Genomic DNA, 26,902 nt, shown 5'->3' on the forward strand with positions numbered 1-26,902 from the left:
GGCCTGCCGCCAGCGTTCAATCTGAGCCATGATCAAACTCTTCAATTAAAAGTTCTAGCTCAATGAATTACTGATGTACTGCTATTTCTAGTTGCACTTCACAAGACATTGAAAAACAATATTTTTTTGTTCTCAACGCTCTGCGAGTGCCCACACAGTTTGCTTGATAAATTGTTAAAGAGCATTTAATTCTTCCGAATCAGGAAGGCGCATTCTACGCATTCCTCAGTGTTCGTCAAGTGTTTGTTTCAAACTTTATTTTGTTGTCTGCAAACCCTTGTGACCGTGAGCGACTTGCCCCGTGTCAGTGGATGCGCATTATAGGGAAGCCGCGTTTAAGCGCAACCCCTAAAGTGACAAAAATAGGCATTTAGTGACTGAGTGGTCAAAATGCAGCCAAACGACATAGTTTATGTACAAAAACAGCGCCGAGCTAACAAAAAGCCATACGCTTTACGCAGACCGCCATGCCGGACTTGCTCCGCTATCTCGGTTTTATGTTTAACAACTAAAGACACACCAAGATCCTGAAAGTTCGTCATCCAGATCTGCGGTCAGTTTTTTGTTTGTCTGATAGCTTAAAGCTGATCGCTGCCCAGAGGGAGCTTTCGCAAGACTATATAAGGGTGAGGTTGGTCTTAACTTGAGGGGTACAACTTAAGGGAGAATTTAAGGTATACAGGATACAGTACAAAACTGCTTGTATATTGAATTCTGGACAAGAAAAAGCCGGGCGAACCCGGCTTTTGTATGCTTACTCTTCAGTAGCTGCTTCTGCTTCAAGATCACGTCCTACCAGCTCAATATAAGCCATAGGTGCGTTATCTCCAGCACGGAAACCACACTTCAGGATGCGGGTGTATCCACCCGGACGCTCCTGGTAGCGAGGTCCCAAATCGTTAAACAATATACCTACTACTTCGCTATCGCGAGTACGGGCAAATGCTAAACGACGGTTGGCAACTGTGTCGCTTTTAGCCAATGTAATTAAAGGCTCAACTACGCGACGTAGTTCTTTGGCCTTGGGTAAAGTCGTCTTAATAACTGCATGACGAACCAAGGAGCTAGCCATGTTGCGGAACATTGCCTGACGGTGGCTACTGTTCCGGTTAAGTTGACGACCACTCTTGCGATGGCGCATGACCTAATCCTTCCTAACTAAATCTGTAAAACCCGTGACCCGGCTTATTCATCAGCGATGCTGGCTGGCGGCCAATTCTCTAAGCGCATGCCTAAAGATAAACCACGAGACGCCAACACGTCTTTAATCTCGGTTAGAGATTTCTTACCTAGGTTAGGAGTCTTCAACAACTCCACCTCGGTACGCTGTACCAGATCACCAATGTAGTGGATCGCTTCAGCCTTTAGACAGTTCGCTGAACGAACTGTCAGTTCCAGATCGTCGACAGGACGCAGCAGTATCGGATCGAACTCAGGCTTGTCTTCTTTCTCTTCTGGTTCACTTACGTCACGTAAATCAACGAAGGCTTCTAGCTGCTCAGCCATAATAGTGGCTGCGCGGCGGATTGCTTCTTCGGGATCTAACGTACCGTTAGTCTCCATGTCGATAACCAGCTTATCCAAATCGGTACGCTGTTCAACACGGGCCGCATCAACATTGTAGGCGATACGAACCACTGGGCTATAAGCTGCATCTAGCAATAAACGACCAATTGGACGTTCGTCGTCTTCAGTGTGAGCGCGAGCAGAAGCTGGAATATAGCCTCGGCCACGTTGCACTTTTAGACGCATGCTGATGTCAGAGTCATCGCCCGTCAAATGACAGATAACATGCTCTGGGTTAACAATCTCAACGTCATCACCATGGGTGATGTCGCCTGCTGTTACGGGACCTGCACCAGTTTTGGTCAAGGTAAGGGTGACTTCATCCTTGCCTTCCAGTTTTACAGCAACTTCTTTTAAATTAAGTAAGATTTCCAGAATATCTTCCTGAACACCTTCTTTGCTGCTGTACTCGTGCAGAACACCGTCGACTTCGACTTCGGTAATAGCACAACCCGGCATAGATGAAAGCAAAATACGACGTAGCGTATTACCCAATGTATGACCAAAGCCACGCTCTAGCGGCTCGAGAGTCACCTTGGCATGAGTCGGGCTGAGTTGTTCAATATCAACCAGACGCGGCTTAAGAAAATCTGTTACAGAACCCTGCATTGTGTCCTCTCTCTAGAAGCTAGCTTTACTTAGAGTAAAGCTCGACGATCAGCTGTTCGTTGATTTCGGCAGACAGGTCGCTACGCTCAGGCAGACGCTTGTATACGCCTTGCATGTTAGTAACGTCAACTTCTACCCAAGTCGGCTTTTCACGTTGACCGGAAACCTCAAGAGCGGCTTTAATCCGGGCTTGTTTCTTCGCCTTCTCGCGAATGCTGATAACATCCTCGGGAGAAACTTGGAAGGAAGGAATGTTCACAACCTTACCGTTAACCAGAATCGCCTTGTGGCTGATCAACTGGCGTGCTTCAGCGCGTGTTGCACCAAAACCAATGCGGTAAACAACGTTGTCCAGACGACCTTCCAGCAGCTGCAACAGGTTCGCACCGGTATTGCCTTTCAAGCGAGCAGCTTCTTTATAATAATTACGGAATTGCTTTTCTAGTACGCCATACATACGACGAACTTTTTGCTTTTCACGTAGCTGTACACCGTAGTCTGACAAACGGCTCTTACGAGCGCCATGTTGACCAGGTGCAGTATCAATTTTACATTTAGAATCTATCGCACGAACACCTGACTTTAAGAAAAGGTCAGTTCCCTCGCGACGACTCAGTTTGAGCTTGGGGCCCAGATATCTTGCCATGTTCTTTCTCCAACTATCCTACAAGAAGTGTTATACGCGACGCTTCTTAGGAGGACGACAACCGTTGTGCGGAATCGGAGTCACATCCGTAATGTTGGTGATGCGGAATCCCGCAGCATTCAACGAACGAATTGATGACTCACGGCCCGGACCCGGACCTTTCACCATTACTTCTAGGTTTTTAACACCGTATTCTTTCGCAACTTCACCTGCGCGTTCTGCAGCTACCTGAGCGGCAAACGGGGTTGATTTGCGCGAACCACGGAAACCCGAACCACCAGCAGTTGCCCAAGAAAGAGCATTACCCTGACGGTCAGTAATCGTTACTATGGTGTTGTTGAAAGATGCATGAACGTGGGCAATCCCATCGCTCACCTGCTTTTTAACGCGCTTACGCGTGCTACGAGCCGGAGTTTTAGCCATAATCTACCTTCCCGTTATCTCTTGATCGGTTTACGAGGACCCTTGCGCGTACGCGCATTGGTCTTAGTGCGCTGACCACGGAGGGGTAGGCTGCGACGATGGCGCAATCCTCGGTTACAACCCAGGTCCATCAGACGCTTGATGTTCATGGAGATTTCACGACGCAAGTCGCCTTCTACAATGAACTTGGCTACTTGCTCACGCAGGGTTTCTACCTGAGCTTCATCCAATTCTTTAATCTTCACATTCTCAGCGATACCGGCTTGTGCACAAATAATTTGTGAGCGGGTACGGCCTATGCCATAAATCGCAGTTAACGCAATAACTGCATGTTTATGGTCAGGAATGTTAATGCCAGCGATACGGGCCACTATGCACTCCTACAAAGTAATTAATATTTTAGCCGTTGCAAAGCCCGTAAAGGATACGCAACGACTGTACAGACACCCTACAAGGGAGGGTGGCTACTTTAGCCACCTCGCCTTTAAATTACAAGTTAAACCGTAACTTTTTAGCCTTGACGCTGTTTATGTCTTGGCTCAGAGCAAAGAACACGTACTACGCCGTGGCGTTTAACGATTTTGCAGTTACGGCAAATTGCCTTAACGGAAGCGCGAACTTTCATTGCTTAACTCCGTAAATAACCGAATCTTAGCGGTTGTAACCTTTCAGATTCGCTTTTTTCATTACATCGCCATACTGATGAGACATCATGTGGGTTTGCACCTGAGCCATGAAATCCATGATGACGACCACAATAATCAACAGCGAAGTACCACCAAAATAGAACTGGACGTTCCACGCTGTCATCAAGAACTGTGGCACTAAACAAACAAAGGTAATATACAAAGCACCCACTAAAGTGAGGCGAGTCATTATCTTATCTATATAGCGCGCTGTTTGCTCACCCGGGCGTATGCCTGGAATGAAAGCACCGCTCTTCTTCAAGTTATCTGCTGTTTCGCGCGGGTTAAATACCAACGCAGTATAGAAGAAACAGAAGAAGATAATAGCAGCTGCATACAGTAATACATAGAGTGGTTGGCCAGGTTGCAAGGCAAGAGAAACCTCTTGTAATGCATTGGCAAACCATCCTTCACCTTGACCAAACCAAGAGGCTACGGTACCAGGAAAAAGAATAATACTGGATGCGAAAATTGCCGGAATAACCCCCGCCATATTCACTTTCAAGGGCAGGTGTGTACTTTGTGCTGCAAATACCTGACGGCCTTGTTGACGCTTGGCATAGTTCACCACAATGCGGCGCTGACCACGCTCAACAAACACCACGAAGTAAGTTACTGCAAACACAATCACGGCCAGTAGCAACAGCAACAGTACGTGCAGTTCCCCCTGACGCGCCTGCTCTGCCGTGGCACCAATGGCCGATGGCAGACCAGCAACAATACCCACGAAGATGATCAACGAGATACCGTTGCCAATGCCTCGTTCGGTCACTTGCTCACCTAACCACATTAAAAACATGGTACCGGTAACCAAGCTCACCACTGCTGTAAAATAGAAAGCCAAACCTGCGTTAACCACAAGTCCGGGCATCATATTTGGTAAGCCAGTAGCAATACCGATGGCCTGGATGGTGCCGAGCACGAGTGTTCCATACCGGGTGTACTGACTGATCTTTCGACGGCCAGATTCACCTTCTTTCTTTAGCTCAGCTAAAGCCGGATGAACCACAGTCAGTAACTGGATAATAATGGACGCAGAAATATACGGCATTATCCCCAGCGCCAATATGGACGCTCGTTCCAGAGCACCACCACTGAACATGTTAAACATCTCAATTATGGTGCCCTGCTGTTGTTTAAACAACTCGGCAAGTACGGCGGCGTCAATTCCAGGAATCGGCACATAGGAGCCGGCGCGAAAGACAACAATCGCGATAAGAACGAAGAGTAAACGACTCTTCAGTTCACCCAGCCCACCCTGTGCGCTTTTAGTTTCTGATCCTGGTTTCTTGGCCATAGTACTTTTTATTCCTCGATTTTACCGCCAGCAGTCTCGATGGCTGCGCGTGCACCTTTGGTGACGCCCAAACCAACCACAGTCACTTCACGGTCAATGCTGCCAGACAGAACAACTTTGGCAAACTGGATATTCTTGGTAACCAAGCCAGCTTGTTTTAGTGTATTCAAATCCACTACATTGCCTTCAACTTTAGCCAGTTCGCTCAAACGGATTTCAGCAGTAACTAGACCTTTGCGCGAAGTAAAACCAAACTTCGGCAAACGCTGTTTCAAAGGCATTTGACCGCCTTCAAAACCGTTACGAACCTTACCGCCAGAACGCGATTTCTGACCTTTGTGGCCGCGGCCACCGGTTTTGCCCACGCCTGAGCCGATACCACGACCAATACGCTTAGCGCTTGGCTTGGAACCGGCAGCTGGGGATAGAGTATTCAAACGCATGCGATTACTCCTCAACCTTAACCATGTAGTAAACCTGGTTGATCATACCACGTACACAGGCTGTATCTTCCAGCTCTACGGTGTGACCAATGCGACGTAACCCTAAGCCACGCAACGTTGCCTTATGCTTAGGCAAACGACCGATAGCGCTGCGAGTCTGTGTTACTTGTACAGTCTTGTTAGCCATTGGTGAATTACCCCAGAATTTCGTCAACGCTTAGACCACGCTTAGCGGCGATTTGTTCTGGCGACTTCATTTGAGCCAGAGCACCGATAGTAGCGCGAACTACGTTGTTTGGGTTGGTAGAACCGTACGTTTTAGCCAGTACGTTATGAACACCAGCAACTTCTAACACGGCGCGCATAGCACCACCGGCAATAATACCGGTACCGTCAGAAGCAGGCATCATAAATACGTTTGAACCAGAGTGACGACCTTTTACCGGATGGAATAAGGTGCCATTGTTCAGGCCAACTGTACGCATGTTACGACGAGCCTGTTCCATTGCTTTTTGAATAGCAGCAGGAACTTCACGGGCTTTACCGTAACCAAATCCGATGCGACCGTTACCATCGCCTACCACTGTCAATGCAGTGAAGGAGAAGATACGACCACCTTTTACAACTTTTGAAACACGGTTTACTGCAATAAGCTTTTCTTGCAGATCGCCGGCTTGAGCTTCGACTTTTGCCATTTTCGACTCCACCTTTAGAACTGAAGACCAGCTTCACGTGCAGCGCTTGCTAATGCAGCAACGCGACCGTGATATTGGAAACCGGAACGGTCAAAAGCAACTGCTGTTACGCCTTTTTCAAGAGCGCGCTCAGCAATAGTTTTACCAATGACTGCTGCGGCATCTTTATTGCCGGTTGATTTCACCTGTTCACGCAGTGATTTTTCTACGGTAGACGCAGAAGCCAACACGGCTGAACTACCTGGTGCAATAACCTGGGCATAAATGTGACGCGGAGTACGGTGAACAACAAGGCGTGTCGCACCCAGTTCCAGCATCTTAGCACGTGCTTTAGTAGCACGGCGGATACGAGCTGATTTTTTGAGCATAGTGTTACCTTACTTCTTCTTGGCCTCTTTACTGCGCACTTGCTCGCCGAAATAGCGAACGCCTTTACCTTTGTAAGGCTCTGGCTTGCGGTACGCACGAATATTGGCAGCGACCTGACCGATCTGCTGTTTGTCGGCTGACTTAAGAACAATCTCAGTAGCAGTCGGACATTCAGCTGATACGCCTTCAGGAAGCGCATACTCAACCGGGTGAGAGAAACCCAGAGATAAAGCAATAGTATTGCCTTTGATCTGGGCGCGATAGCCAACACCAACCAGCTGAAGCTTACGCTCAAAGCCTTCGGTAACACCGACAACCATGTTATTGACCAAAGAACGGGCAGTACCCGCTTGGGCATCAGCATTTGCCATATCTTCACGAGGGGCAAATGTCAGCACGTTATCATTCTGGCTGATTTCAACAGCGGCGTTTACAGTACGGTTTAAGGTACCTTTGCCACCCTTGACAGTAACTTCCTGACCATTCAACGTCACTTCTACGCCAGCAGGAATGTTGATAGGTGCCTTTGCAATACGGGACATATCGACTCCTTAAGCTACGTAACAGATGATCTCACCGCCCATACCGGCTTTACGCGCGGCACGGTCAGTCATCACACCTTTAGACGTGGAAATGATAGCTACACCCATACCTGCCATTACTTTAGGCAGTGCGTCATGCTTCTTATAGATGCGTAGACTTGGGCGGCTAACACGTTGGATTAGTTCAACTACAGCTTCACCTTGGAAGTACTTTAACGTTACTTCTAGCTCAGGCTTAGTGTCACCAACCACATTATAGTCAGCAATATAACCTTCTTCTTTCAGTACTTGGGCAATTGCCTTTTTTACTTTAGAAGAAGGCATGGTCACAGCCACTTTATTGGCTGCTTGACCGTTGCGGATGCGGGTTAGCATATCCGCGATCGGATCTTGCATGCTCATTCTGTATTACTCCCGTGTTCGCTTACCAAGAAGCCTTCTTCAGGCCTGGAATTTCACCCTTCATCATCAGTTCACGCACTTTAATGCGGCTCAGACCAAATTTACGCAAGAAACCATGCGGACGGCCTGTGATGTTACAGCGGTTACGCTGACGAGAGGGACTTGCGTCACGGGGCAATTGCTGCAGCTTAAGCACGGCATCCCAACGTTCTTCATCAGAAGATTTAACGTCAGAGATGATTGTTTTCAGTGCTTGGCGCTTAGCTGAGTATTTGTCAGCAAGCTTTGCGCGCTTGACTTCGCGAGCTTTCATTGATTTTTTTGCCATAACCCTACCCTTACTTACGGAATGGGAAGTTAAAGGCAGCCAATAAAGCACGCCCTTCTTCGTCTGAGTCAGCAGATGTAGTAATGGTAATATCCATACCACGTACACGATCTACTTTGTCATAGTCGATTTCAGGAAAGATGATTTGCTCTTTCACACCCATCGAGTAGTTACCACGACCGTCGAACGATTTGTTGTTCAGGCCACGGAAATCTCGAATACGAGGGATTGAAATAGAAATCAAACGCTCCAGAAACTCCCACATACGCTCGCCGCGTAGAGTTACTTTACAACCAATTGGGTAGCCTTCACGGATCTTAAAGCCAGCAACGGATTTGCGAGCTAGTGTTACTAATGGCTTTTGACCAGAAATGGCGGCCATATCGGCAGCAGCATTATCTAGGATCTTTTTATCGGCCAGAGCTTCACCTACACCCATGTTCAGGGTGATTTTCTCAATCCGAGGGACTTGCATGATAGACTTATACCCGAACTGACTTGTCAGCTCTTTTACTACAGTTTCTTTGTAGTAACCATGCAGTTTCGCCATCGTATAAACTCCAATTACTTCACAAGTTCGCCGGTAGACTTGAAGAAACGAACTTTTTTGTCGTCTTCAAACCGGAAACCAACGCGATCAGCTTTGCCAGTGGCAGAGTTGAACAGCGCTACATTTGATACGTCGAGAGGTGCTTCCTGCTCAATAATACCGCCAGCTTGGCCCAGTTGTGGGTTTGGCTTTTGGTGTTTCTTGTTCAGGTTAATACCTGCGACTACTACTTTACCAGCTTCAACTAGGACTTTGGTGACTTTGCCACGCTTGCCTTTGTCTTTACCGGTAAGAATGATGACTTCATCATCACGACGGATTTTAGCTGCCATCGTTGACTCCTTACAGTACTTCAGGTGCCAGTGAAACAATCTTCATGAACTTGTCATTACGAAGCTCACGCGTCACAGGCCCAAAAATACGAGTTCCGATCGGCTGTTGATTGCTATTTAAAATCACGGCCGCGTTGCGGTCGAAACGGATGACAGAGCCGTCCGGACGACGAACGCCTTTCCGAGTGCGTACGACCACCGCGTCAATTACATCACCTTTTTTTACTTTACCGCGAGGAATTGCTTCCTTAACAGTAACTTTGATGATGTCGCCGATTCCGGCGTAGCGGCGGTGCGAGCCACCCAGGACCTTAATACACATTACGCTACGCGCGCCAGAGTTGTCGGCCACGTCCAGCATACTTTGCATTTGGATCATGTTAGTGCTCCGCTAAAGTGATTACTTTATTAAAACCCTTTCGGGATATTGGCTGCCCTTTGAAGGCGCGGCATTATAGCACTGCCAAATCTCAAAAAGAAAGCATAAAAAACAAACGGCCCTAAATAAGAGCCGTTTGACCAGTAAAACTATCTAAACAACCTTAGGCTTTAACCGGGCGCTCGATAATTTTAACTAACGTCCAAGACTTAGTCTTAGACAGTGGACGGCATTCGCGAACAGTCACGACGTCGCCACTTTTACATTCATTATTCTCATCATGCACGTGCAGCTTAGTAGTGCGCTTCATGTATTTCCCATAGATTGGGTGTTTTACGAAACGGTTAATAGCTACTGTGATGGACTTGTCCATCTTGTCGCTAACTACACTGCCCTGCAGAGTTCGAACGTTAGTTTCGCTCATCTTACGCCCCTGCCTTTTCATTCAAAACAGTTTTTACACGTGCGATATCGCGACGTACAACTTTGATGTTGTGAGTCTGTTCCAGCTGTCCTGTGCTTGCTTGAATGCGCATTTTAAATTGCGCCTGTAGCAAGTCCAGCAGTTCTTGGTTCAGTTCCTCAACACTTTTTTCACGCAGATCTTTAGCTTTCATCACATCACCGTCCGAGTTACGAAAGTGGTCCTAACTGGCAATTTAGCAGCTGCCAGTGCAAAGGCTTCACGAGCCAGAGCCTCAGGTACACCGTCCATCTCATACAGAACACGACCTGGCTGGATCTGGGCTACCCAATATTCCACGTTACCTTTACCTTTACCCATACGAACTTCTAAGGGCTTTTCAGTAATAGGTTTGTCTGGGAAAATTCGGATCCAGATTTTACCTTGACGCTTAACGTGACGAGTCATAGCACGTCGTGCCGCTTCAATCTGGCGAGCAGTAATACGTCCGCGCGTAGTCGCCTTAAGACCAAAGGTACCAAAAGAAATCAGGTTACCAGTGGTTGCCACGCCGCGGTTGCGGCCTTTGTGGACTTTGCGGAATTTCGTACGTTTTGGTTGCAACATTTCCGAGTCTCCTTACTTACCGCGGCCTTTGCGCTTTGGCTTGGATGGAGCTGGTTCTTCAACGACTGGTAGGCCGCCTAGAACTTCACCTTTAAATATCCAAACCTTTACGCCGATGATGCCGTAAGTGGTGGCTGCTTCAGAAGTTGCATAATCGATGTCGGCACGCAGGGTGTGCAATGGCACACGACCTTCACGGTACCATTCGGTACGCGCGATTTCTGCGCCGCCTAGACGACCGCTAACTTCTACCTTGATGCCCTTAGAGCCGATACGCATAGCGTTTTGTACGGCGCGCTTCATAGCACGACGGAACATAACACGGCGCTCTAACTGAGAAGCGATTGAATCCGCAACCAGCTTGGCATCTAGCTCAGGTTTACGCACTTCGGAAATATTGATCTGTGCAGGTACGCCAGCCAATTTGGCTACGTGCTTGCGCAGTTTTTCAACGTCTTCGCCTTTCTTACCAATAACAACGCCTGGGCGTGCAGTGTGAATCGTCACGCGAACACTTTTCGCAGGACGTTCGATCACAATGCGTGATACCGACGCGTTCTTCAGTTCCTCATTGAGGTACTGACGCACTTGGAAATCGCTGTGTAAAAAGTCAGCAAAATCTTCGGCACTCGCAAACCAGGTCGAGTTAAAAGGCTTGGTAATCCCTAAGCGGATACCATTCGGGTGTACTTTCTGGCCCATTGCTTATCTCCTAGCCTCTTAGCGGTCGGACACAACCACAGTAATGTGGCTGGTACGCTTCATGATACGGTCCGCGCTGCCTTTGGCTCGTGGACGAATACGCTTCATGGTAGGACCTTCGTCAACGAAGATCTTAGCCACTTTAAGCTCATCTATATCCGCACCTTCATTGTGCTCGGCATTGGCAATGGCAGACTCAAGTACTTTCTTAACCAAAACGGCAGATTTCTTTGGGCTGAACGTTAAAATGTTCAGTGCTTTGTCTACGCTTAGACCTCGAACTTGATCGGCTACCAAGCGCGCCTTCTGGGCAGAAGAGCGAGCAAAGCGGTGTTTAGCTATAGCTTCCATCTGTTACCCCTTAACGCTTCTTGGCCTTCTTATCAGCGACATGGCCGCGATAAGTACGAGTCGGTGCAAATTCGCCTAACTTGTGGCCGATCATTTCTTCAGAAACGAATACAGGCACATGTTGGCGACCATTATGGACAGCGATGGTCAAACCGATCATGTTCGGAATGATCATTGAACGACGGGACCAAGTCTTAATTGGTTTCTTTTCCCCGCTTTCCACCGCTTTCTCTACCTTCTTCAGCAAGTGCAGGTCAATAAATGGACCTTTCTTGAGAGAACGTGGCATGGCGATACCTCTAAAAAACGATTACTTGTTACGATGACGTACTATTAATGCTTCAGTACGCTTGTTTTTACGCGTCTTACCACCCTTAGTCGGCTTACCCCAAGGAGTAACCGGATGACGACCGCCAGAACTGCGACCTTCACCACCACCGTGCGGGTGATCAATTGGGTTCATCGCCACACCACGGGTCTGAGGACGAACACCACGCCAGCGCGAAGCACCAGCTTTACCCAGTTGACGCAGCATATGCTCTGAGTTACCTACTTCACCCAAGGTTGCACGGCACTCAGACAGTACTTTACGTACTTCACCTGAACGCAGACGCAGGGTAACGTAGTTGCCTTCACGCGCCAAAATTTGGGCGTAGGCACCAGCAGAACGTGCAATTTGCGCGCCCTTACCTGGCTTCATTTCAATCGCATGCACTGTGCTACCTACTGGGATGTTACGCATCGGCAAGCAGTTACCTGCTTTAATTGGTGCGGCATCGCCAGACAGGATTTGATCGCCTGCATGAACACCCTTAGGTGCCAAGATGTAACGACGCTCACCATCGGCAAACAACAATAGGGCAATGTTAGCAGAACGGTTAGGATCATACTCTAAACGTTCAACTTTAGCCGGAATACCGTCTTTGTTGCGTTTAAAGTCAACTAAACGATAGTGCTGCTTGTGACCACCGCCGATATGACGAGAGGTCGTACGACCGTGGTTATTCCGTCCACCTGACTTGGATTTTTTCTCCAATAGGGCTTCGAACGGCTTACCTTTGTACAGTTCCGGGTTGCTGATCTGAACTACATGACGGCGACCCGGAGAAGTAGGCTTACATTTTACAATTGCCATTTAGAATTGCTCCTCTTCTTACTCGGCACCGCCGATGAAGTCGATGTCTTGACCTTCTTTCAAGGTCACGTAGGCTTTCTTCCAATCGGAACGACGGCCATTGCGGTTACCGGTGCGCTTGGTTTTACCCTTCACCACTAACGTGCAAACATCTTTAACTTCAACTTCGAACAGCTTCTCGACCGCAGCTTTAACTTCAGCTTTTGTAGCGTCCGTAGCTACTTTAAAAACGATAGTGTTCGTTTTTTCGGCAACCATGGTGCTTTTTTCAGAGACATGCGGCGCCTTCAGAACTTTTAAAATACGCTCTTCACGGATCATGCCAGCATCTCCTCGATTTGCTTAACTGCGTCGGCAGTTACCAATACTTTGTCAAACGCGATCAAAGAAACTGGGTCGATACCGTTCACGTCACGCACGTCTACCTTGTATAGGTTACGCGCAGCAAGGAACAAGTTCTCGTCTACTTCAGCAGTCACGATCAGAACGTCGTTCAGATCCCATTGCTTCAGCTTGGTCAGCAGTTCTTTAGTCTTAGGTGCTTCCACACCAAACTTCTCAACCACGATCAAACGCTCTTGACGTACCAGCTCAGACAGAATGCTTCTGATTGCGCCGCGGTACATCTTTTTGTTAACTTTTTGGCTGTGATCTTGCGGCTTAGCAGCAAAAGTCACACCACCACCGCGCCATATTGGCGAACGGATGGTACCGGCACGGGCGCGGCCAGTGCCTTTTTGACGCCACGGCTTTTTGCCGCCGCCAGACACTTCGGAACGTGTCTTCTGAGCACGAGTACCTTGACGAGCACCAGCGGCATAGGCTACAACAACCTGATGCACTAGCGCTTCGTTGAACTCACGCCCGAAGGTAGTTTCGGAAACTTCAAGAGCGGCTTGCGCGTCTTTCATTACCAATTCCATTACTATCTCCTCAGACGTTACGCTTTAACGGCAGGTTTAACGATCACATTGCCGTTAGTCGCACCCGGTACTGCACCTTTAATGAGCAGCAGGTTACGATCAACATCAACACGAACCACTTCTAGGTTTTGCGTAGTAACACGCTCTGCACCCATGTGTCCGGCCATTTTCTTGCCTTTGAACACTTTACCTGGTGATTGGTTTTGACCAATTGAACCAGGCACACGGTGTGACAGCGAGTTACCATGAGTAGCGTCCTGCATGCTGAAGTTCCAGCGCTTAACAGTACCTGCAAAACCCTTACCTTTAGAAGTACCGGTAACGTCTACTTTTTTAACATCATTGAAGATGTCAACATTCAGCTGAGCACCTACTTCGATGCCTTCGCCTTCACCTGAACCCAGGCGGAATTCCCACAGACCGCGGCCCGCTTCAACGCCAGCTTTAGCGAAAATACCCGCTTGAGCTTTATTGGTGCGAATCGCTTTCTTAGTGCCAGTTGTCACCTGAACAGCTTGATAGCCGTCCGTTTCCAGTGTTTTCACCTGGGTAACACGGTTGGCATCTACTTCGATAACGGTGACTGGGATTGATACCCCATCTTCGGTGAAGACACGGGTCATACCCAGCTTACGACCTACTAGACCGATTGCCATTGATATACCTCTCCGTTATTAGCCCAAGCTGATCTGGACATCGACACCAGCAGCCAAATCAAGACGCATTAGAGCATCAACTGTTTTATCAGTTGGCTCAACAATGTCGACTAGGCGCTTGTGAGTACGAATTTCATACTGATCACGTGCATCTTTGTTCACGTGTGGAGATGTCAGTACAGTGTAACGCTCTTTGCGTGTTGGCAGTGGAATAGGACCACGAACCTGTGCGCCAGTGCGTTTGGCAGTTTCTACGATTTCCGCAGTAGACAAATCGATCAGACGGTGATCGAACGCCTTCAGGCGGATACGAATTCTTTGGTTCTGCATTACCAGAGCTCCAATTGGATAAAGAACATAAATTACACCGCCTACTCTTCCTTATGAAAGAGGGAGTGCAATTTAACAACGGTGCCACCCAAATCGGGGGCCTGTGTGATTAAATGCCTTAGTGCGCATTTAACTGAGCCTTATCGGCTCGCTTAAATCTATCAAGCGAGCGCTATTATACGTATTTGCAGAGCAGGCACAAGAGACAATGAGCTTTTTTTCACCAGTATCTTTAGGGCAGTGAAGACTGAGACGGTAATAAACTGTAGGGTCGAATTTATTCGACCGTTTTTAAGGGCGTCATGGTTTTTGGTCGAATAAATTCGACCCTACGCTCAAGGCGTATCTTTAGTTTTTTGTAGTCATATTTCAGGCAAAAAAATACCAGGCAAGCCCGGTATTTTCACTGTTTATCTTTAGCTGATAGCTTACGGCTGCCCGAAAGACTATTTGCGTAAGCTCGCTTTATCTTTTAGCACAATTTCTAATGCCACTTCATCACAGGCGTGTTGACGTGGACAAAGGTCACAGTCTTTCATCACTTTTTCTGGCAGTAATGACTTGCTGGTTAAGCTAAAGCCTTGCTTAATAAAGAACTCAGGCACGCGCGTTAATACAAACACTTTATCAATCGACATATCTTCGGCTTTTTGTAGCACTTTATCGACTAATGCACTGCCCTGACCTTGATTTTGAAAGCCGGGCTCTACGCCCAAAGAGCGTACTTCGGCAAGACCGGTATCATACACATAAAGTGACGCACAACCACTGACTTGGCCTTGCACTTCAGTAACCGCAAACTCCCCTACCGCTTTCACTAAGTCTTTGCGGTCACGAGGCAGGTTTTCACCAATATTGGCCCAGTAGTTCACTAAGCGCTCAATGGCGTCTAAATCGGTTAAACGCGCACTGCGCACCGCAATGCCTGAACTATCACGCTTGGTTAAGCGACGCTCGGCACTGGTAAGGGCAAATTCCACCTGATCCGGTGCCACGCCCCCTAATGCACAGCGGCTCGCTAAGCTCGACTCCAGTGACAACTTCTCAAATACATCATCTTCAATTAATGGGCTGAACTCTTTAAAGTCTGCCAGCGGTAAGTCTTCCATAGGGAGCTTTTTACTGATGGCATGTACCACAATCGCACCCACAATATGGTGCGCCTCGCGGAAAGGAACACCTTTATTAACCAAATAATCCGCCATTTCGGTGGCGTTAGAATAACCGCCCTGCGCCGCTTCACGAGTTTTATCTTCGTTAAGCTTAATGTCGTGCAGCACCATTTCGGCCATTTCTAAACAATCATGCCAAGTATCAAGGGCGTCAAATAAGCCTTCTTTATCTTCTTGCATGTCTTTGTTATACGCCAAGGGCAGCGCTTTAAGGGTCATCATCATGCCGGCATAGGCACCAAATACACGGCCGGTCTTACCACGAATAAGCTCTAATGCATCGGGATTTTTCTTTTGCGGCATTAATGAAGAGCCAGAGGTGACCTTGTCTGATAACTCCAAAAAGCCCGATTCGCCTGAGTTATAGAAGATTAAATCTTCAGCAAAGCGCGATAAGTGCATCATGGAGTTAACCGCACAGTTCATCAGCTCTAACACATGGTCACGATCCGATACTGAGTCTAGGCTGTTGCGCGTGGGAGATGAAAAACCCAATGAGTGAGCCAATTCATGACGGTTAACAGGAAACCCCGTACCCGCCAGCGCGCCACTGCCTAGCGGGCAAGTATCCATACGCTTTTGTGCATCTTGCAAGCGCGTAAAGTCTCGCTCTAGCATTTCAACATACGCGAGGCACCAATGGGCAAAGGTGACAGGCTGAGCACGTTGCAAGTGAGTGTAACCAGGCAAAACGGTCGCTTGTTGTTGGCGGGCTACCATAGCTAATTGTTTCTGTAGCTCATCTATTCTTTGTAGCAAAGGTGGCACTTGCTGCTTGCACCACAATTTAAGATCGGTGGCCACTTGGTCGTTACGGCTACGGCCTGTGTGTAGCTTTTTACCTAAATCGCCCACTACACTAATTAACTGCCCTTCTACCCAAGAGTGAATATCTTCGGCATCAGATTGTAAAATTTGGCTCGGATCTTCCATGACCTTTAATTTAAGGTCATTCAGTGCCGACTCAATTTTTTGCTGCTCATCGGTCGTTAATACACCGGCTTTGCATAAGGCATTAGACCAGGCGATTGAGCCGACTATATCTTGCTCTGCCAAGCGGTAATCGAAACGCAGTGAATCATTAAACTGCTGAAATTTGGCATCCGCCGCCTGACTAAAACGCCCACCCCAAAGTGCCATAACTGCTGTACTCCTAAACGACATTGCTAAAATGTTATGAAAGCCAAACCTCATAAACGGGCAGGCTGAAAATTATATTTTAAGCTGAAAATACAGCTTAAAATATAGCTGTAAGCGATCAGCTTTAAGCTGTCAGTTAAAGATAAATACGAAAACCAAGCGTAAAGACTCTATTGCACGTCAATATGTTGCTTCCGTCATTGCGAGCGTAGCGCGGCAATCCATGATGTTTAGCTTTTTAACTTACGGCTGACAGCTTAAAGCTGCACTGTACGGCTGATGGCTTAAAAAAGGGGCTTTAAGCCCCTTTTGTTGCGACGCTTATTTTTTAAGGCTGTTCAGCGCTTTAATGCGGCTGGCCAATGAATATAAGCGAATAAAGCCTTCGGCGTGGCTTTGGTCGTAAACTTCGTCTTCACCAAAGGTGGCAAACTCTTCTGAGTATAAGCTGTTAGGTGATGACTTTTGAATCGCCGTCACTTGGCCTTTGTACATCTTCAGTACCACTTCACCGGATACGTCTTCGGCAATGGCATCCGCAGAAGCAATCAGCGCTTTGCACAAAGGTGTAAACCAGCGGCCGTCGTATACTAAGTGAGAGAACTCAGCACCCACTTGCTCACGCCACGCGCGCGTTGGTTTGTCTAATACTAGCTCTTCAATAGCACGCAACCCGGCCATCATCACGGTACCACCTGGGGTTTCGTAGCAACCGCGAGACTTCATGCCCACCAAACGGTTCTCTACTATATCTACTCGACCCACGCCGTGCTTGGCAGCACGCTCGTTAAGGTTAGTGAGCACCTCAAATGGGCTTAACTGCTTACCATCAACGGCAACAATGCGACCTTGCTCTATGGTCAAAGACAAAGTTTCTGCTTTATCTGGGGCTTGCTCAGGAGAAACAGTCCAAGTCCAAGCTTGCTCAGATGGCTCATTCCAAGTGCTTTCTAGCTCACCGCCTTCGGTCGAGATATGCCAAGCGTTGGCATCACGAGAATAAATCTTAGTGGCGCTGGCTGTGGTCTCAATTTTACGCTCAGCCAAGTAATCCAGTAAGTCTTCGCGGCTGCGCATATCCCAAATGCGCCACGGGGCAATAATGGCAATTTGTGGGGCAATGGCGGCAATGGCACCTTCAAAGCGCACTTGGTCGTTACCTTTACCAGTACAACCATGAGCAATCGCCTCGGCACCTTCGGCTAGTGCAGCTTCAGCCATGGCTTTAGCAATAATCGGACGCGCCATAGAAGTACCTAGCAAATAAGTACCTTCGTAAATCGCGCCAGTTTTTAAGGTTGGATAAACGTAGTCATTAACAAACTCGTCTTTTAAATCTGCAACAATGCACTTAACGGCGCCAGATGCTAACGCTTTTTCTTCAATGCCTTCTAGCTCTTCGTCGCCTTGGCCTACATCACCCACAAAGGCGATAATTTCGCAGCCTTCGTAGTTTTCTTTTAGCCATGGAATAATGGCAGAAGTGTCTAAACCGCCAGAGTAGGCCAGTAGAATTTTTTTAAATTGGCTCATTAGTGCATGTCCCTGTTAATCAATGTCAGCAGCACGGCGTTTTGCACATGCATGCGATTTTCAGCTTGGTCGAGAATAAAGGAGGACGGACCATCCATTACCTCAGAAGTAATTTCCAGCTCTCGGTGGGCTGGTTGGCAATGTAATACCTGTTTAGCACCGGTATTGTCGAGCATTTTTTGATTGATTTGATACGGCATAAACAACTCAGTCACTTGCTCCATTGGGGTATTATCACCCATAGAGACCCAAGTGTCAGTGTAAAGTACGTCGACATCGGTCAATCCATCTAAGCTATCCGCCACCTGCACTTTACCACCACTCATGGCCGCCAGCGCTTCAGCTTCTTTTAATATTTGCGCATCAACGTTACGGCCACGAGGGCAAACTGAGGTCACGGTGGCACCTAAAATGGCACCCGCTAGCAAAAGTGAGTTAGTCACATTATTGCCATCGCCCACATAGGCCAAGTGTACCTTGCTCAAATCATCATGTTGCTCGGCAATGGTCATATAATCGGCCAGCGCCTGACACGGATGATACAGGTTACACAAAGAGTTGATCACCGGCACTGTGGCATGCTCGGTTAATTCTACCAAGGTTTTATGCTCAAACACGCGCGCCACTATGGCATCGGACCAACGAGATAAGTTAGCGGCAAAGTCTTGTACAGTTTCGCGACTGCCCATGGCACCATTTTGGCTATCGAGATAAACCGCATGCCCGCCTAAACGATTAATGCCAATATCGAAGGTGACGCGGGTGCGCAATGACGGCTTTTCATAAAGCGTAATCACACTTTTGCCTTTTAGCGCATCAGCGTATTTAGCAGGGTTGGCTTTAAGATCCATCGCCAACTTCAGAATTTGTTCAATTTGCTGCTTGCTGTAATCTTTTAAGCTTAATAAATGCTGCATCTTCTCTCCTTAGTATGGATAGCTCCTTAGTGTGAAATCCGAGTCCCAAACTCAGACTCACCCGCCAGCAGCGATAATAACTGTTCAGGGTTACGCCAGCTTCCTACCGCCACCGGCTTGCCCAGTTTTTTGGTCGCTTGTAGCGCCGCTTTTACCTTAACGGCCATGCCATCAGTGATCACCCCTTGCTCCATAAGCGTTAGGGCGCGATCTTCGGTTAACTCATTAATTAACGCACGCTCACCGTCAAGAATACCGCTCACATCCGACAACATGACTAAGTCTGCATTCAGCACTTCTGCAATCGCGGTGCCAGCTTGGTCGGCATTCACGTTCATTAACTGGCCGTCAAAGGTAATACCAATGGAGCTAACAATCGGCATAAAGCCGCCGCTTAATAAGCTGCTAATTAAGGTTGCATCGCCACCTTCAATTTGCCCCACTGAACCCAGTTCTGGATCCAGCTGACTCACGCGGCACAAACCGCCATCGCCAAGGCATAAACCAACCGAGCTAACACCATGAGTAATGGCTTGCGCCAGCAACAGCTTATTAGCAGTACCAGCCAGTGCGCCTGTGATCACGCCAATATGCTCGGGTGGCGTAACACGCAAGCCGTCTTTTTTAGTTGAGGTTAACCCCATGGCCTTAAGCTGATTATCCACCAAAACGCCACCACCGTGTACTAATACCAGTGGCCGCTTAACCTCGTTAATAAAGGTATTGAGGGTGGTAAACAAAGCGGCTAAATCTTGATTGCTTTCTAATAAAGCGCCGCCCAACTTAATCACCAGCGGTGTGTGCTGCGTCATCCTTGCTTACTCCTGAACCAAGCCCGCTAATGGCGAGAATCCTTGGTTAATATTAATACATTGAATGGCTTGGCTGGCCGCGCCTTTTAATAGGTTGTCGATGGCCGACACTATAATAAGCTGGTTGCCGTCTCGCGCCCAATGCAGGTCGCAAAAAGGGGTGCCCGCCACATCATTTATCTGTGGCCACTGACCGGTTAAACGTACAATTTTTTGACCGTCATAAGCCTGATGATACGCTTGGGCAATCTGCTCATCGGTAACATCGTCATTAAGCTGTACATAGATAGTGGCCAAAATGCCGCGAATAAAATTACCTAAGTGCGGCTGAAACACCACTTGATTATCAAGGTGGTGGCTAATTTCTGGCTGGTGACGATGATTAAGCACCCCATAAGGCTTAAAGCTAATTTCGCTAAAGCTGGTGGCCAGGCTGGCTTTACGCCCCGCCCCCGTCACACCCGATACCGCACTAATAATCGGCTTATTATTATCAGCAATGAAACCGGCGTTTTGCAATGGTTTTAAGGCCGTTAATGCTGCTGTGGGGTAACAACCGGCCACAGCAATCAGTTTGGCTTTTTGAATGGCAGCTTGATTCCATTCTGCCAAGCCATAGGCCGCTTGAGCTAACCAGTCGCTATGCTGATGCGCAAAGCCATAAAAACGCTCATAAAAGCCTTCACCCGGCACCCTAAAGGCACCAGATAAATCAAACACTTTAATACCCTTAGCCAAAAAGCCAGGGGCTAAGTCGTGGCTCACTTCATGGGCGGTGGCCAGCAGCACAATATCTGCCTCGGTATGAATGCGGCTTAATGCTTCATCGTCTAAGGGTAAAAGTGGCTCGTCAATCAATCCGCGCCAGCGTGGGTGTAAACTAGAAAATGCTTTATGGCCGTCTAAACTTCCTTCTGACACATACAGGCCAGCTAAAGAGAGTTCGGGGTGGACTTTAACTAAGCCAGCCAGCTCGGCTCCGGTGTAACCACTGGCACCAATAATTGCAGCTTTTAACATGGGCGTATCCGTTAATTTGAAGTTAGCTTGGTGAAGATGCAGGCATCAGCCTAGCGTGTTTTCTGGGCTTATGTCACCCTAGAGCCTAATGCAATGGCCCTTAAACATAATGGCTAAGCGAGCGGTCGTCGTCGCAGTAATAAAGAAAGGAAAATCATGGCCATTTGCTACGCTAGTTACCCGAATAATAATGAGGGTTTAGACTAGCAATGTACAAATAGTTATGCAACATTATTGAATATAAATTTAAGCTTTTTACGGATAATGTCTGTTCTCAATTCTACGGAGAGTCTATGTCAGCTACCCCTTTTAAATTGATGGATATGTATCGCGATTTAATCGCCATTCCTTCTATTAGCAGCACAGAGCCAAGCTGGGATCAAAGTAACGAAAAAATCATTCGTCTATTGGCCGATTGGTTTAGCCAACTGGGCTTTGCGGTTGAGGTTACAGAGTTAGAAGATGCTCCGGGTAAGTTTAATATGGTGGCCACTCATGGTGAGGGCGATGGTGGCCTACTGTTAGCCGGTCACACCGATACCGTGCCTTATGACGAAGGCCGCTGGACCAAAGACCCCTTTACACTGACCGAAGAAGATGGTCGCCTCTATGGCTTAGGTGTTATTGATATGAAAGGTTTTTTTGCCTTTATTATTGAAGCACTTAAAGATATGGACTTAAGTAAGTTCACTAAGCCGATCCGCATTTTGGCCACCGCCGATGAAGAAACCAGCATGGCCGGTGCTCGTGCCATTGCCAGCGCCATGGCCATTAAACCCGATTATGCTGTTATTGGTGAACCCACCGGATTAGTGCCGGTGATGATGCATAAAGGTCATATGTCTGAGGGGATCCGCATTACCGGTAAAAGTGGTCACAGCTCTGATCCAGCCAACGGCGTGAATGCGCTAGAGATCATGCATAAAGTCATGGGCCGCTTGTTAGACTTACAAGGCCAACTCAAAAAGAAATATCATAACCCTCACTTTAATGTGCCATATCCGACATTAAACCTAGGTCATATTAGCGGTGGTGATAGCCCTAACCGTATTTGTGCCTGCTGCGAGTTAAGCTTTGATATGCGCCCCATTCCTGGCGTACCGCCTGAAGAGCTAATGGGTCTATTACATCACGCGCTCGAGCCCATTAAGCAAGAACATCCAAACACCATGAATATTTTTCATTTGCATGAGCCTAACCCGCCGTTTAGCACAGACACAGACGGTGAGTTAGTTAAGGCCGCAGCAGATATTTCGGGCAACCCTGCGCAAGCTGTCAACTACAGTACAGAAGCGCCCTACATTAACCAGCTTGGTTGCCAAACCATAGTGCTAGGCCCAGGCAGCATTGCCCAAGCTCACCAACCCGACGAGTACTTAGATTTATCCTTTGTAAAACCTACTTTGGATATCATACAAGGTCTAGTTAGTCGCTTTTGTTTGGCTGAGACAAAGTAAAGCGCCCGGCGCCCAGCGCACAACTAAAGACAGACAACCCACACCACCATCGTCATACCGGGCTAGCCCCGGTATCTCGCTGTTAGCCCTAGAACTAACCCCTATTTGCCACGGAACAACACTGAACAATAGTGATAAGGCCTGAAAGTGACGATTAATAGTAGGGGTCAAGTATTAGATCATCAGGAACCGAGCTCTTACAATTAAAGTTCTCTTATCACTTTTTGCTCTTATCCCATGTTAATTTTTCCGTGGATTCCGTGGGTTCCGTGGCAAAAAGTCTTTAGCTCTTTGTTTTGCCTGGTGCTTGACGCTCGGCGCTGCCCTTAATATTCGAACTCGATCGCAAATCCTTTGTTTACTCGGCCTGCAAAATTGACCGCTCAGCAACAAGCTGGCTATATAAGTACTCGCAGACATAACAATAACGTAAACAGACGAGGCTAATATGGATAATCATGCACCACTCAGGGCCAATGTAGGTCTGCTGGGGCAATTGCTCGGGGACACCATTAAGGATCACCACGGTCAGGCATTTCTCGACAAAGTAGAAACCATACGTCAATTAGCCAAGTCGGCGCGTCAAGGTAACGGTGACGACCAACAACGCCTAATCGACACCTTAAAACAACTGAGTGACGACGAACTCTTGCCAGTGGCGCGGGCTTTTAATCAGTTTTTAAACTTGGCCAACGTTGCCGAACAGTTTCACACAGTGTCACGCCATACCCAGCAAGCAGCCGGTGCGGGCCCTATTCATCAAGTGTTTGAGCATTTAAAAGATGCCCAAGTGTGCGAGGAGCAAATCAAAGCCGCCGTGGCTGACCTCGATATCGACTTGGTGTTAACCGCGCACCCCACCGAAGTCACCCGCCGTACCTTTATTCATAAGCATGTGCAGCTTAACGACTGCTTAGCGGCCCTAGAACTGGACTTACCTGACGCTGAAAAAGCCAACTTACTCACCCGCGTTGAGCAACTCATTACCCAGGCCTGGCACAGTAATGAAATTCGCACCCAGCGCCCTACTCCGGTCGACGAAGCACGCTGGGGGTTTGCGGTCATCGAAAATAGCCTCTGGCCCGCATTACCGCAATTTATGCGCCAGTTCGATCAACAATTACAAGCACAACTCGGTGTCAATCTGCCCCTAGATGCGGCTCCGGTGCGTTTTACTTCTTGGATGGGCGGCGATCGTGACGGCAACCCTTTTGTTACCGCTAAAGTGACCCAAGAAGTGTTACTTTTGGGCCGTTGGATGGCCAGTTCGCTGTTTTTGACCGATATTCAAGAGCTAGTATCTGAGCTGTCGATGTCACAAGCTACCGACGAATTACACCAAGCCATTCAAAACTTGCCCAAGATGCGCGGCGAAAGCAATGAACCTTATCGCGCCATATTACGTAAGCTACGCGAAGACCTACGCGAAACCCTGACCCATCTCAATGCCCAAGTACAAGGCCAACGTACCGACGCCCAAGACTTAATTACCACCACGGAACAATTACGCCAACCTCTCGAATTGTGCTACCGCTCATTACAAGCCTGCGGTTTAACAAAAATTGCCGACGGCTTATTGCTGGATGTGATCCGTAAAGTCGCCTGCTTTGGTATTCATTTACTCAAGCTCGATATCCGCCAAGATGGCGAGCGCCACACACAAGCGTTAAGCGAAATAACAGACTACCTAGGCTTGGGCCATTACGGCGATTGGAGTGAAGCTGATAAGCAGCAATTTTTGCTTAATGAACTGCAATCACGCCGCCCGCTCTTACCCAGACACAGCGCCATCAGCCACTGGCAACCCAGCGCCGACACCCAAGAAGTATTAGATACCTGCTGCGTGATTGCCAAGCACCCCGCTGATGCCTTCGGTATTTATACCATTTCGATGGCCGGCGCCCCCTCAGATGTATTGGCAGTACAGCTATTACTCAAAGAGTGTGGCGTTAACTTCCCCATGCCAGTAGCACCGCTATTTGAAACCTTAGAAGATCTTAATAACGGGGCCGAGGTTATAGAGCAGTTGTATGCCCTACCCTGGTATCGTAATTATATGCAGGGTCGCCAGTATGTGATGATTGGCTATTCTGACTCCTCCAAAGATGCCGGTATGATGGCCGCAGGCTGGGCGCAATACAGCGCTATGGAAAAATTAGTCGCTATTAGTGACCGAGAGCACATCAAGCTCACCTTATTTCATGGCCGAGGCGGTAGCTTAGGTCGCGGTGGCGGCCCTGCTCGCGAGGCAATTTTAGCACAACCCCCAGGCTCAACCCTTGGCGGCTTACGGGTAACAGAGCAAGGCGAGATGATCCGCTTTAAATTTGGCCTACCTAAAGTCGCCATCGACAGCTTAGCGCTGTATGCCAGTGCCGTATTAGAAGCCAACTTATTACCACCACCCGAGCCTGAGCCCGAGTGGCGCGCCTTAATGGATACCATGAGTGATGTTTCCTGTACCCACTATCGCTCACTTATTCGCGAAGAGCCGGATTTTGTTCCCTACTTTAGGGCCGCCACTCCCGAGCTTGAGCTGGGTAAGTTGCCACTGGGTTCACGCCCTGCGAAACGCAACCCCAATGGCGGCGTTGAAAGCTTGCGTGCTATTCCATGGATTTTTGCCTGGACACAAAACCGCTTAATGCTGCCTGCTTGGCTAGGGGCACATAAGGGATTAGAGGCAGTCATTAACGCAGGCGACAAAGAAACGCTTATGGCCATGAATGAAGGCTGGCCGTTTTTTAGAGCCCGGCTCGATATGCTAGAAATGGTGTTTTTAAAAGCCGACATTAGTCTTGCCGCCTATTACGACAGCTTGTTAGTGAGCAATGAACTTAAGCCTTTAGGCAAGCGCTTGCGTGATGAGTTGCGCGATAGCATGACGCTAATCTTACAACTCAAAGAAGAAGCCGAACTGCTCTCTAATGAACCTTGGATCAAAGAGTCAATTAAGTTGCGCAACCCTTATACAGACCCACTCAACGTATTACAGGCTGAACTACTCAACCGCTCACGCCAACATGAAGGCGAGCTACACCCGCTATTAGACCAAGCACTAATGGTGACCATAGCCGGTATTGCTGCCGGCATGCGTAATACGGGTTAACCCCTAGCGGTCAGCTGTCAGCTGTCAGAAAACACATAAAAAAGCCCCTAAGCCTGACGGCACTGGGGCTTTTTGGCGCTTTGCTATTGGGCTAATCCAAGATCCTGACATTCGTCAGGAAGACGGCTGAGACATCGATATACGCTCTACGCCGTAAGTTAACGACAAACACCGGTAGCAAGCTAACAGCTTACGGCTCTGTGTTAAACCACACCTTACCGGGCTTGCCCCGGCATCTCGCATTGATGTTTCACCGCCTATCCATTACTTGCCACTTCATTTTCTCCTTCGGCCGAAGTAGCTGGCTCGTCGAGGGGCTTTTTCGCCCAATAGCCGGCCAACAACGATCCAGAAATGTTATGCCATACGCTGAACAGTGTGCCGGGTAACGCAGCAGCGGGAGTAAAGAATTTCATAGCCAAGGCGGTGGCTAGCCCAGAGTTTTGTAACCCCACTTCAAAGGCAATGGTGCGGCAGATTTTTTTGTCGAATCCCATCAAGGCAGTAATACCGTATCCCAGCAGTAAGCCACAGCTGTTATGTAGCACCACGGCCAAAGCGACTACTCCACCAATATGAACGATATTATCGGCATTTAAGGCCACAACAATGGCGATAATCAAAACGATAGCAGCCATAGAGAATAGCGGTAATACTGGCTCTAGTCGTTTCACAAAACTACTCAGCGCATAATTTAATACCACGCCTAGCAACACTGGAGCCACAACGACCTGCAATAAGCTAATTAGCATCGACTGCACCGGCACATCGATATTTCTCCCCACTAGCATTGCTACTAGTAATGGTGTTAACAATACACCTAGTAAAGTAGAAATCGCTGTCATCGAGATAGATAAAGCGGTATCTCCTTTGGCCAGGTAGCACATCACATTAGACGAAGTACCACCCGCCACACTGCCTACTAACAACATGCCCACCGTTAGCTCGGTATCAAAACCAAATAACATGGCGATCAATAAGGCGACTACTGGCATCACGCTAAACTGCAGTATTACTCCTACAACTAAGGCTTTTTTGCTGGCCATAACATTGCGAAAGTCATTGAAGCTCAGCGTTAAACCCATGCACAGCATGGTAATGGTCAGTAGAGGTATAATTTGGCTTTTGATGCCGATAAATAGCTCAGGCTGAAAAAAAGCCAGCGCCGATAATAACAAAGCCCACAACGGGAATAACTGAGTGATCAGGGCTAACATGGTGTTTCTCTCTAATTAAAGGTGATGTCACCCTGTACGGATAACGAAAGCATAATTGTTAGCACAGATTACAAGTAAAAAGCGAGTCTATATAATAAAGCTTGTTTGTACTCTCTTTACTTTGGACATAG

Annotated in this window: 36 protein-coding genes; 2 read left to right on the forward strand and 34 right to left on the reverse strand. The window is 48.1% G+C overall.

The genetic code is table 11. The features are described from left to right. Nucleotides 1-754: 754 nt before the first annotated feature. From rplQ to argC, 33 genes are all read right to left on the reverse strand, one after another. Nucleotides 755-1,141, reverse strand: coding sequence for a 50S ribosomal protein L17 (rplQ, locus tag J3U76_RS09335; protein WP_208005709.1), 387 nt, complete (start codon nucleotides 1,139-1,141; stop codon nucleotides 755-757). Nucleotides 1,142-1,185: 44 nt separating this feature from the next. Beyond that, on the reverse strand, nucleotides 1,186-2,175 hold the full coding sequence (locus J3U76_RS09340) for a DNA-directed RNA polymerase subunit alpha (protein WP_208005710.1): 990 nt from the start codon (nucleotides 2,173-2,175) through the stop codon (nucleotides 1,186-1,188). A gap of 25 nt (nucleotides 2,176-2,200) precedes the next feature. Continuing rightward, a complete protein-coding gene (rpsD, locus tag J3U76_RS09345) occupies nucleotides 2,201-2,821 on the reverse strand; it encodes a 30S ribosomal protein S4 (protein ID WP_208005711.1) in 621 nt (206 codons plus the stop codon). Between the two features lie 30 nt (nucleotides 2,822-2,851). Then, entirely contained in the window at nucleotides 2,852-3,244 is a 393-nt protein-coding gene (rpsK, locus tag J3U76_RS09350; protein WP_208005712.1) for a 30S ribosomal protein S11, read from the reverse strand. A gap of 14 nt (nucleotides 3,245-3,258) precedes the next feature. Beyond that, nucleotides 3,259-3,615 (reverse strand): 30S ribosomal protein S13, encoded by a 357-nt coding sequence (gene rpsM, locus J3U76_RS09355; RefSeq protein ID WP_208005713.1) that lies wholly within the window; start codon nucleotides 3,613-3,615, stop codon nucleotides 3,259-3,261. Nucleotides 3,616-3,755: 140 nt separating this feature from the next. Continuing rightward, nucleotides 3,756-3,869 carry a 50S ribosomal protein L36 gene (rpmJ, locus tag J3U76_RS09360; RefSeq protein WP_208005714.1) on the reverse strand — a complete coding sequence of 38 codons (114 nt, stop codon included), beginning with the start codon at nucleotides 3,867-3,869 and terminating at the stop codon, nucleotides 3,756-3,758. 26 nt (nucleotides 3,870-3,895) lie between these two features. Further along, a complete protein-coding gene (secY, locus tag J3U76_RS09365; protein ID WP_208005715.1) occupies nucleotides 3,896-5,227 on the reverse strand; it encodes a preprotein translocase subunit SecY in 1,332 nt (443 codons plus the stop codon). 8 nt (nucleotides 5,228-5,235) lie between these two features. After that, nucleotides 5,236-5,670, reverse strand: a complete 435-nt coding sequence (rplO, locus tag J3U76_RS09370) for a 50S ribosomal protein L15 (protein ID WP_208005716.1) — start codon at nucleotides 5,668-5,670, stop codon at nucleotides 5,236-5,238. Nucleotides 5,671-5,674: 4 nt separating this feature from the next. After that, nucleotides 5,675-5,857, reverse strand: coding sequence for a 50S ribosomal protein L30 (gene rpmD, locus J3U76_RS09375; RefSeq protein ID WP_208005717.1), 183 nt, complete (start codon nucleotides 5,855-5,857; stop codon nucleotides 5,675-5,677). 7 nt (nucleotides 5,858-5,864) lie between these two features. Beyond that, the gene (gene rpsE, locus J3U76_RS09380) at nucleotides 5,865-6,365 is read right to left on the reverse strand and encodes a 30S ribosomal protein S5 (protein ID WP_208005718.1); all 501 of its coding nucleotides are present in this window, start codon (nucleotides 6,363-6,365) and stop codon (nucleotides 5,865-5,867) included. A gap of 14 nt (nucleotides 6,366-6,379) precedes the next feature. After that, nucleotides 6,380-6,733 (reverse strand): 50S ribosomal protein L18, encoded by a 354-nt coding sequence (gene rplR / locus J3U76_RS09385; protein ID WP_208005719.1) that lies wholly within the window; start codon nucleotides 6,731-6,733, stop codon nucleotides 6,380-6,382. Between the two features lie 9 nt (nucleotides 6,734-6,742). Next, nucleotides 6,743-7,276, reverse strand: a complete 534-nt coding sequence (rplF, locus tag J3U76_RS09390) for a 50S ribosomal protein L6 (RefSeq protein WP_208005720.1) — start codon at nucleotides 7,274-7,276, stop codon at nucleotides 6,743-6,745. Between the two features lie 9 nt (nucleotides 7,277-7,285). Then, nucleotides 7,286-7,678 (reverse strand): 30S ribosomal protein S8, encoded by a 393-nt coding sequence (gene rpsH / locus J3U76_RS09395; protein ID WP_208005721.1) that lies wholly within the window; start codon nucleotides 7,676-7,678, stop codon nucleotides 7,286-7,288. 22 nt (nucleotides 7,679-7,700) lie between these two features. Continuing rightward, nucleotides 7,701-8,006, reverse strand: a complete 306-nt coding sequence (rpsN, locus tag J3U76_RS09400) for a 30S ribosomal protein S14 (RefSeq protein WP_208005722.1) — start codon at nucleotides 8,004-8,006, stop codon at nucleotides 7,701-7,703. Nucleotides 8,007-8,016: 10 nt separating this feature from the next. Further along, a complete protein-coding gene (gene rplE, locus J3U76_RS09405) occupies nucleotides 8,017-8,556 on the reverse strand; it encodes a 50S ribosomal protein L5 (RefSeq protein ID WP_208005723.1) in 540 nt (179 codons plus the stop codon). A gap of 14 nt (nucleotides 8,557-8,570) precedes the next feature. Then, nucleotides 8,571-8,888 carry a 50S ribosomal protein L24 gene (gene rplX, locus J3U76_RS09410; protein ID WP_208005724.1) on the reverse strand — a complete coding sequence of 106 codons (318 nt, stop codon included), beginning with the start codon at nucleotides 8,886-8,888 and terminating at the stop codon, nucleotides 8,571-8,573. Nucleotides 8,889-8,898: 10 nt separating this feature from the next. Further along, nucleotides 8,899-9,267, reverse strand: coding sequence for a 50S ribosomal protein L14 (rplN, locus tag J3U76_RS09415; RefSeq protein ID WP_208005725.1), 369 nt, complete (start codon nucleotides 9,265-9,267; stop codon nucleotides 8,899-8,901). Between the two features lie 163 nt (nucleotides 9,268-9,430). Continuing rightward, on the reverse strand, nucleotides 9,431-9,691 hold the full coding sequence (gene rpsQ / locus J3U76_RS09420; RefSeq protein WP_208005726.1) for a 30S ribosomal protein S17: 261 nt from the start codon (nucleotides 9,689-9,691) through the stop codon (nucleotides 9,431-9,433). 1 nt (nucleotide 9,692) lies between these two features. Beyond that, complete coding sequence (gene rpmC, locus J3U76_RS09425; protein ID WP_208005727.1) at nucleotides 9,693-9,884, reverse strand: 50S ribosomal protein L29; 192 nt, start codon at nucleotides 9,882-9,884, stop codon at nucleotides 9,693-9,695. Further along, nucleotides 9,884-10,297, reverse strand: coding sequence for a 50S ribosomal protein L16 (rplP, locus tag J3U76_RS09430; RefSeq protein WP_208005728.1), 414 nt, complete (start codon nucleotides 10,295-10,297; stop codon nucleotides 9,884-9,886). The genes rpmC and rplP overlap by 1 nt, the downstream gene beginning before the upstream one ends. Before the next feature lie 12 nt (nucleotides 10,298-10,309). After that, nucleotides 10,310-10,999: a 30S ribosomal protein S3 gene (gene rpsC, locus J3U76_RS09435; RefSeq protein ID WP_208005729.1), complete on the reverse strand. Its 690-nt coding sequence runs from the start codon at nucleotides 10,997-10,999 to the stop codon at nucleotides 10,310-10,312. Nucleotides 11,000-11,017: 18 nt separating this feature from the next. After that, nucleotides 11,018-11,350 (reverse strand): 50S ribosomal protein L22, encoded by a 333-nt coding sequence (gene rplV, locus J3U76_RS09440; RefSeq protein ID WP_208005730.1) that lies wholly within the window; start codon nucleotides 11,348-11,350, stop codon nucleotides 11,018-11,020. A gap of 10 nt (nucleotides 11,351-11,360) precedes the next feature. Next, nucleotides 11,361-11,639: a 30S ribosomal protein S19 gene (gene rpsS / locus J3U76_RS09445; protein ID WP_086964532.1), complete on the reverse strand. Its 279-nt coding sequence runs from the start codon at nucleotides 11,637-11,639 to the stop codon at nucleotides 11,361-11,363. A 21-nt stretch (nucleotides 11,640-11,660) separates the two neighbouring features. Next, nucleotides 11,661-12,485 (reverse strand): 50S ribosomal protein L2, encoded by an 825-nt coding sequence (rplB, locus tag J3U76_RS09450; RefSeq protein WP_208005731.1) that lies wholly within the window; start codon nucleotides 12,483-12,485, stop codon nucleotides 11,661-11,663. 18 nt (nucleotides 12,486-12,503) lie between these two features. Further along, nucleotides 12,504-12,806, reverse strand: coding sequence for a 50S ribosomal protein L23 (gene rplW, locus J3U76_RS09455; RefSeq protein WP_208005732.1), 303 nt, complete (start codon nucleotides 12,804-12,806; stop codon nucleotides 12,504-12,506). Continuing rightward, nucleotides 12,803-13,408: a 50S ribosomal protein L4 gene (gene rplD / locus J3U76_RS09460; RefSeq protein WP_208005733.1), complete on the reverse strand. Its 606-nt coding sequence runs from the start codon at nucleotides 13,406-13,408 to the stop codon at nucleotides 12,803-12,805. Before rplD ends, rplW begins: the two co-directional genes overlap by 4 nt. A 17-nt stretch (nucleotides 13,409-13,425) precedes the next feature. Next, a complete protein-coding gene (rplC, locus tag J3U76_RS09465; protein WP_208005734.1) occupies nucleotides 13,426-14,064 on the reverse strand; it encodes a 50S ribosomal protein L3 in 639 nt (212 codons plus the stop codon). An 18-nt stretch (nucleotides 14,065-14,082) separates the two neighbouring features. Then, nucleotides 14,083-14,394, reverse strand: a complete 312-nt coding sequence (gene rpsJ, locus J3U76_RS09470; RefSeq protein ID WP_208005735.1) for a 30S ribosomal protein S10 — start codon at nucleotides 14,392-14,394, stop codon at nucleotides 14,083-14,085. A gap of 446 nt (nucleotides 14,395-14,840) precedes the next feature. Next, complete coding sequence (argH, locus tag J3U76_RS09475; protein ID WP_208005736.1) at nucleotides 14,841-16,706, reverse strand: argininosuccinate lyase; 1,866 nt, start codon at nucleotides 16,704-16,706, stop codon at nucleotides 14,841-14,843. 321 nt (nucleotides 16,707-17,027) lie between these two features. Continuing rightward, complete coding sequence (locus J3U76_RS09480) at nucleotides 17,028-18,239, reverse strand: argininosuccinate synthase (protein WP_208005737.1); 1,212 nt, start codon at nucleotides 18,237-18,239, stop codon at nucleotides 17,028-17,030. Then, nucleotides 18,239-19,156, reverse strand: coding sequence for an ornithine carbamoyltransferase (locus J3U76_RS09485; protein ID WP_208005738.1), 918 nt, complete (start codon nucleotides 19,154-19,156; stop codon nucleotides 18,239-18,241). The genes J3U76_RS09480 and J3U76_RS09485 overlap by 1 nt, the downstream gene beginning before the upstream one ends. Nucleotides 19,157-19,182: 26 nt before the next feature. Further along, on the reverse strand, nucleotides 19,183-19,968 hold the full coding sequence (gene argB / locus J3U76_RS09490) for an acetylglutamate kinase (protein ID WP_208005739.1): 786 nt from the start codon (nucleotides 19,966-19,968) through the stop codon (nucleotides 19,183-19,185). Nucleotides 19,969-19,974: 6 nt separating this feature from the next. Beyond that, complete coding sequence (argC, locus tag J3U76_RS09495; protein ID WP_208005740.1) at nucleotides 19,975-20,988, reverse strand: N-acetyl-gamma-glutamyl-phosphate reductase; 1,014 nt, start codon at nucleotides 20,986-20,988, stop codon at nucleotides 19,975-19,977. Between the two features lie 293 nt (nucleotides 20,989-21,281). On the opposite strand from argC, the gene argE reads away from it, so the two are divergent. Both argE and ppc read left to right on the forward strand, forming a co-directional pair. Continuing rightward, nucleotides 21,282-22,445: an acetylornithine deacetylase gene (gene argE, locus J3U76_RS09500; protein ID WP_208005741.1), complete on the forward strand. Its 1,164-nt coding sequence runs from the start codon at nucleotides 21,282-21,284 to the stop codon at nucleotides 22,443-22,445. A gap of 448 nt (nucleotides 22,446-22,893) precedes the next feature. Then, complete coding sequence (gene ppc, locus J3U76_RS09505) at nucleotides 22,894-25,554, forward strand: phosphoenolpyruvate carboxylase (RefSeq protein WP_208005742.1); 2,661 nt, start codon at nucleotides 22,894-22,896, stop codon at nucleotides 25,552-25,554. 257 nt (nucleotides 25,555-25,811) lie between these two features. Here the strand turns inward: ppc and J3U76_RS09510 are convergent, their stop codons facing one another. After that, a complete protein-coding gene (locus J3U76_RS09510; RefSeq protein WP_208005743.1) occupies nucleotides 25,812-26,771 on the reverse strand; it encodes a bile acid:sodium symporter family protein in 960 nt (319 codons plus the stop codon). Between the last annotated feature and the right edge of the window lie 131 nt (nucleotides 26,772-26,902).

The organism is Oceanisphaera pacifica, from assembly GCF_017498065.1.
GTDB classification, from domain to species: Bacteria; Pseudomonadota; Gammaproteobacteria; order Enterobacterales; family Aeromonadaceae; genus Oceanimonas; species Oceanimonas pacifica.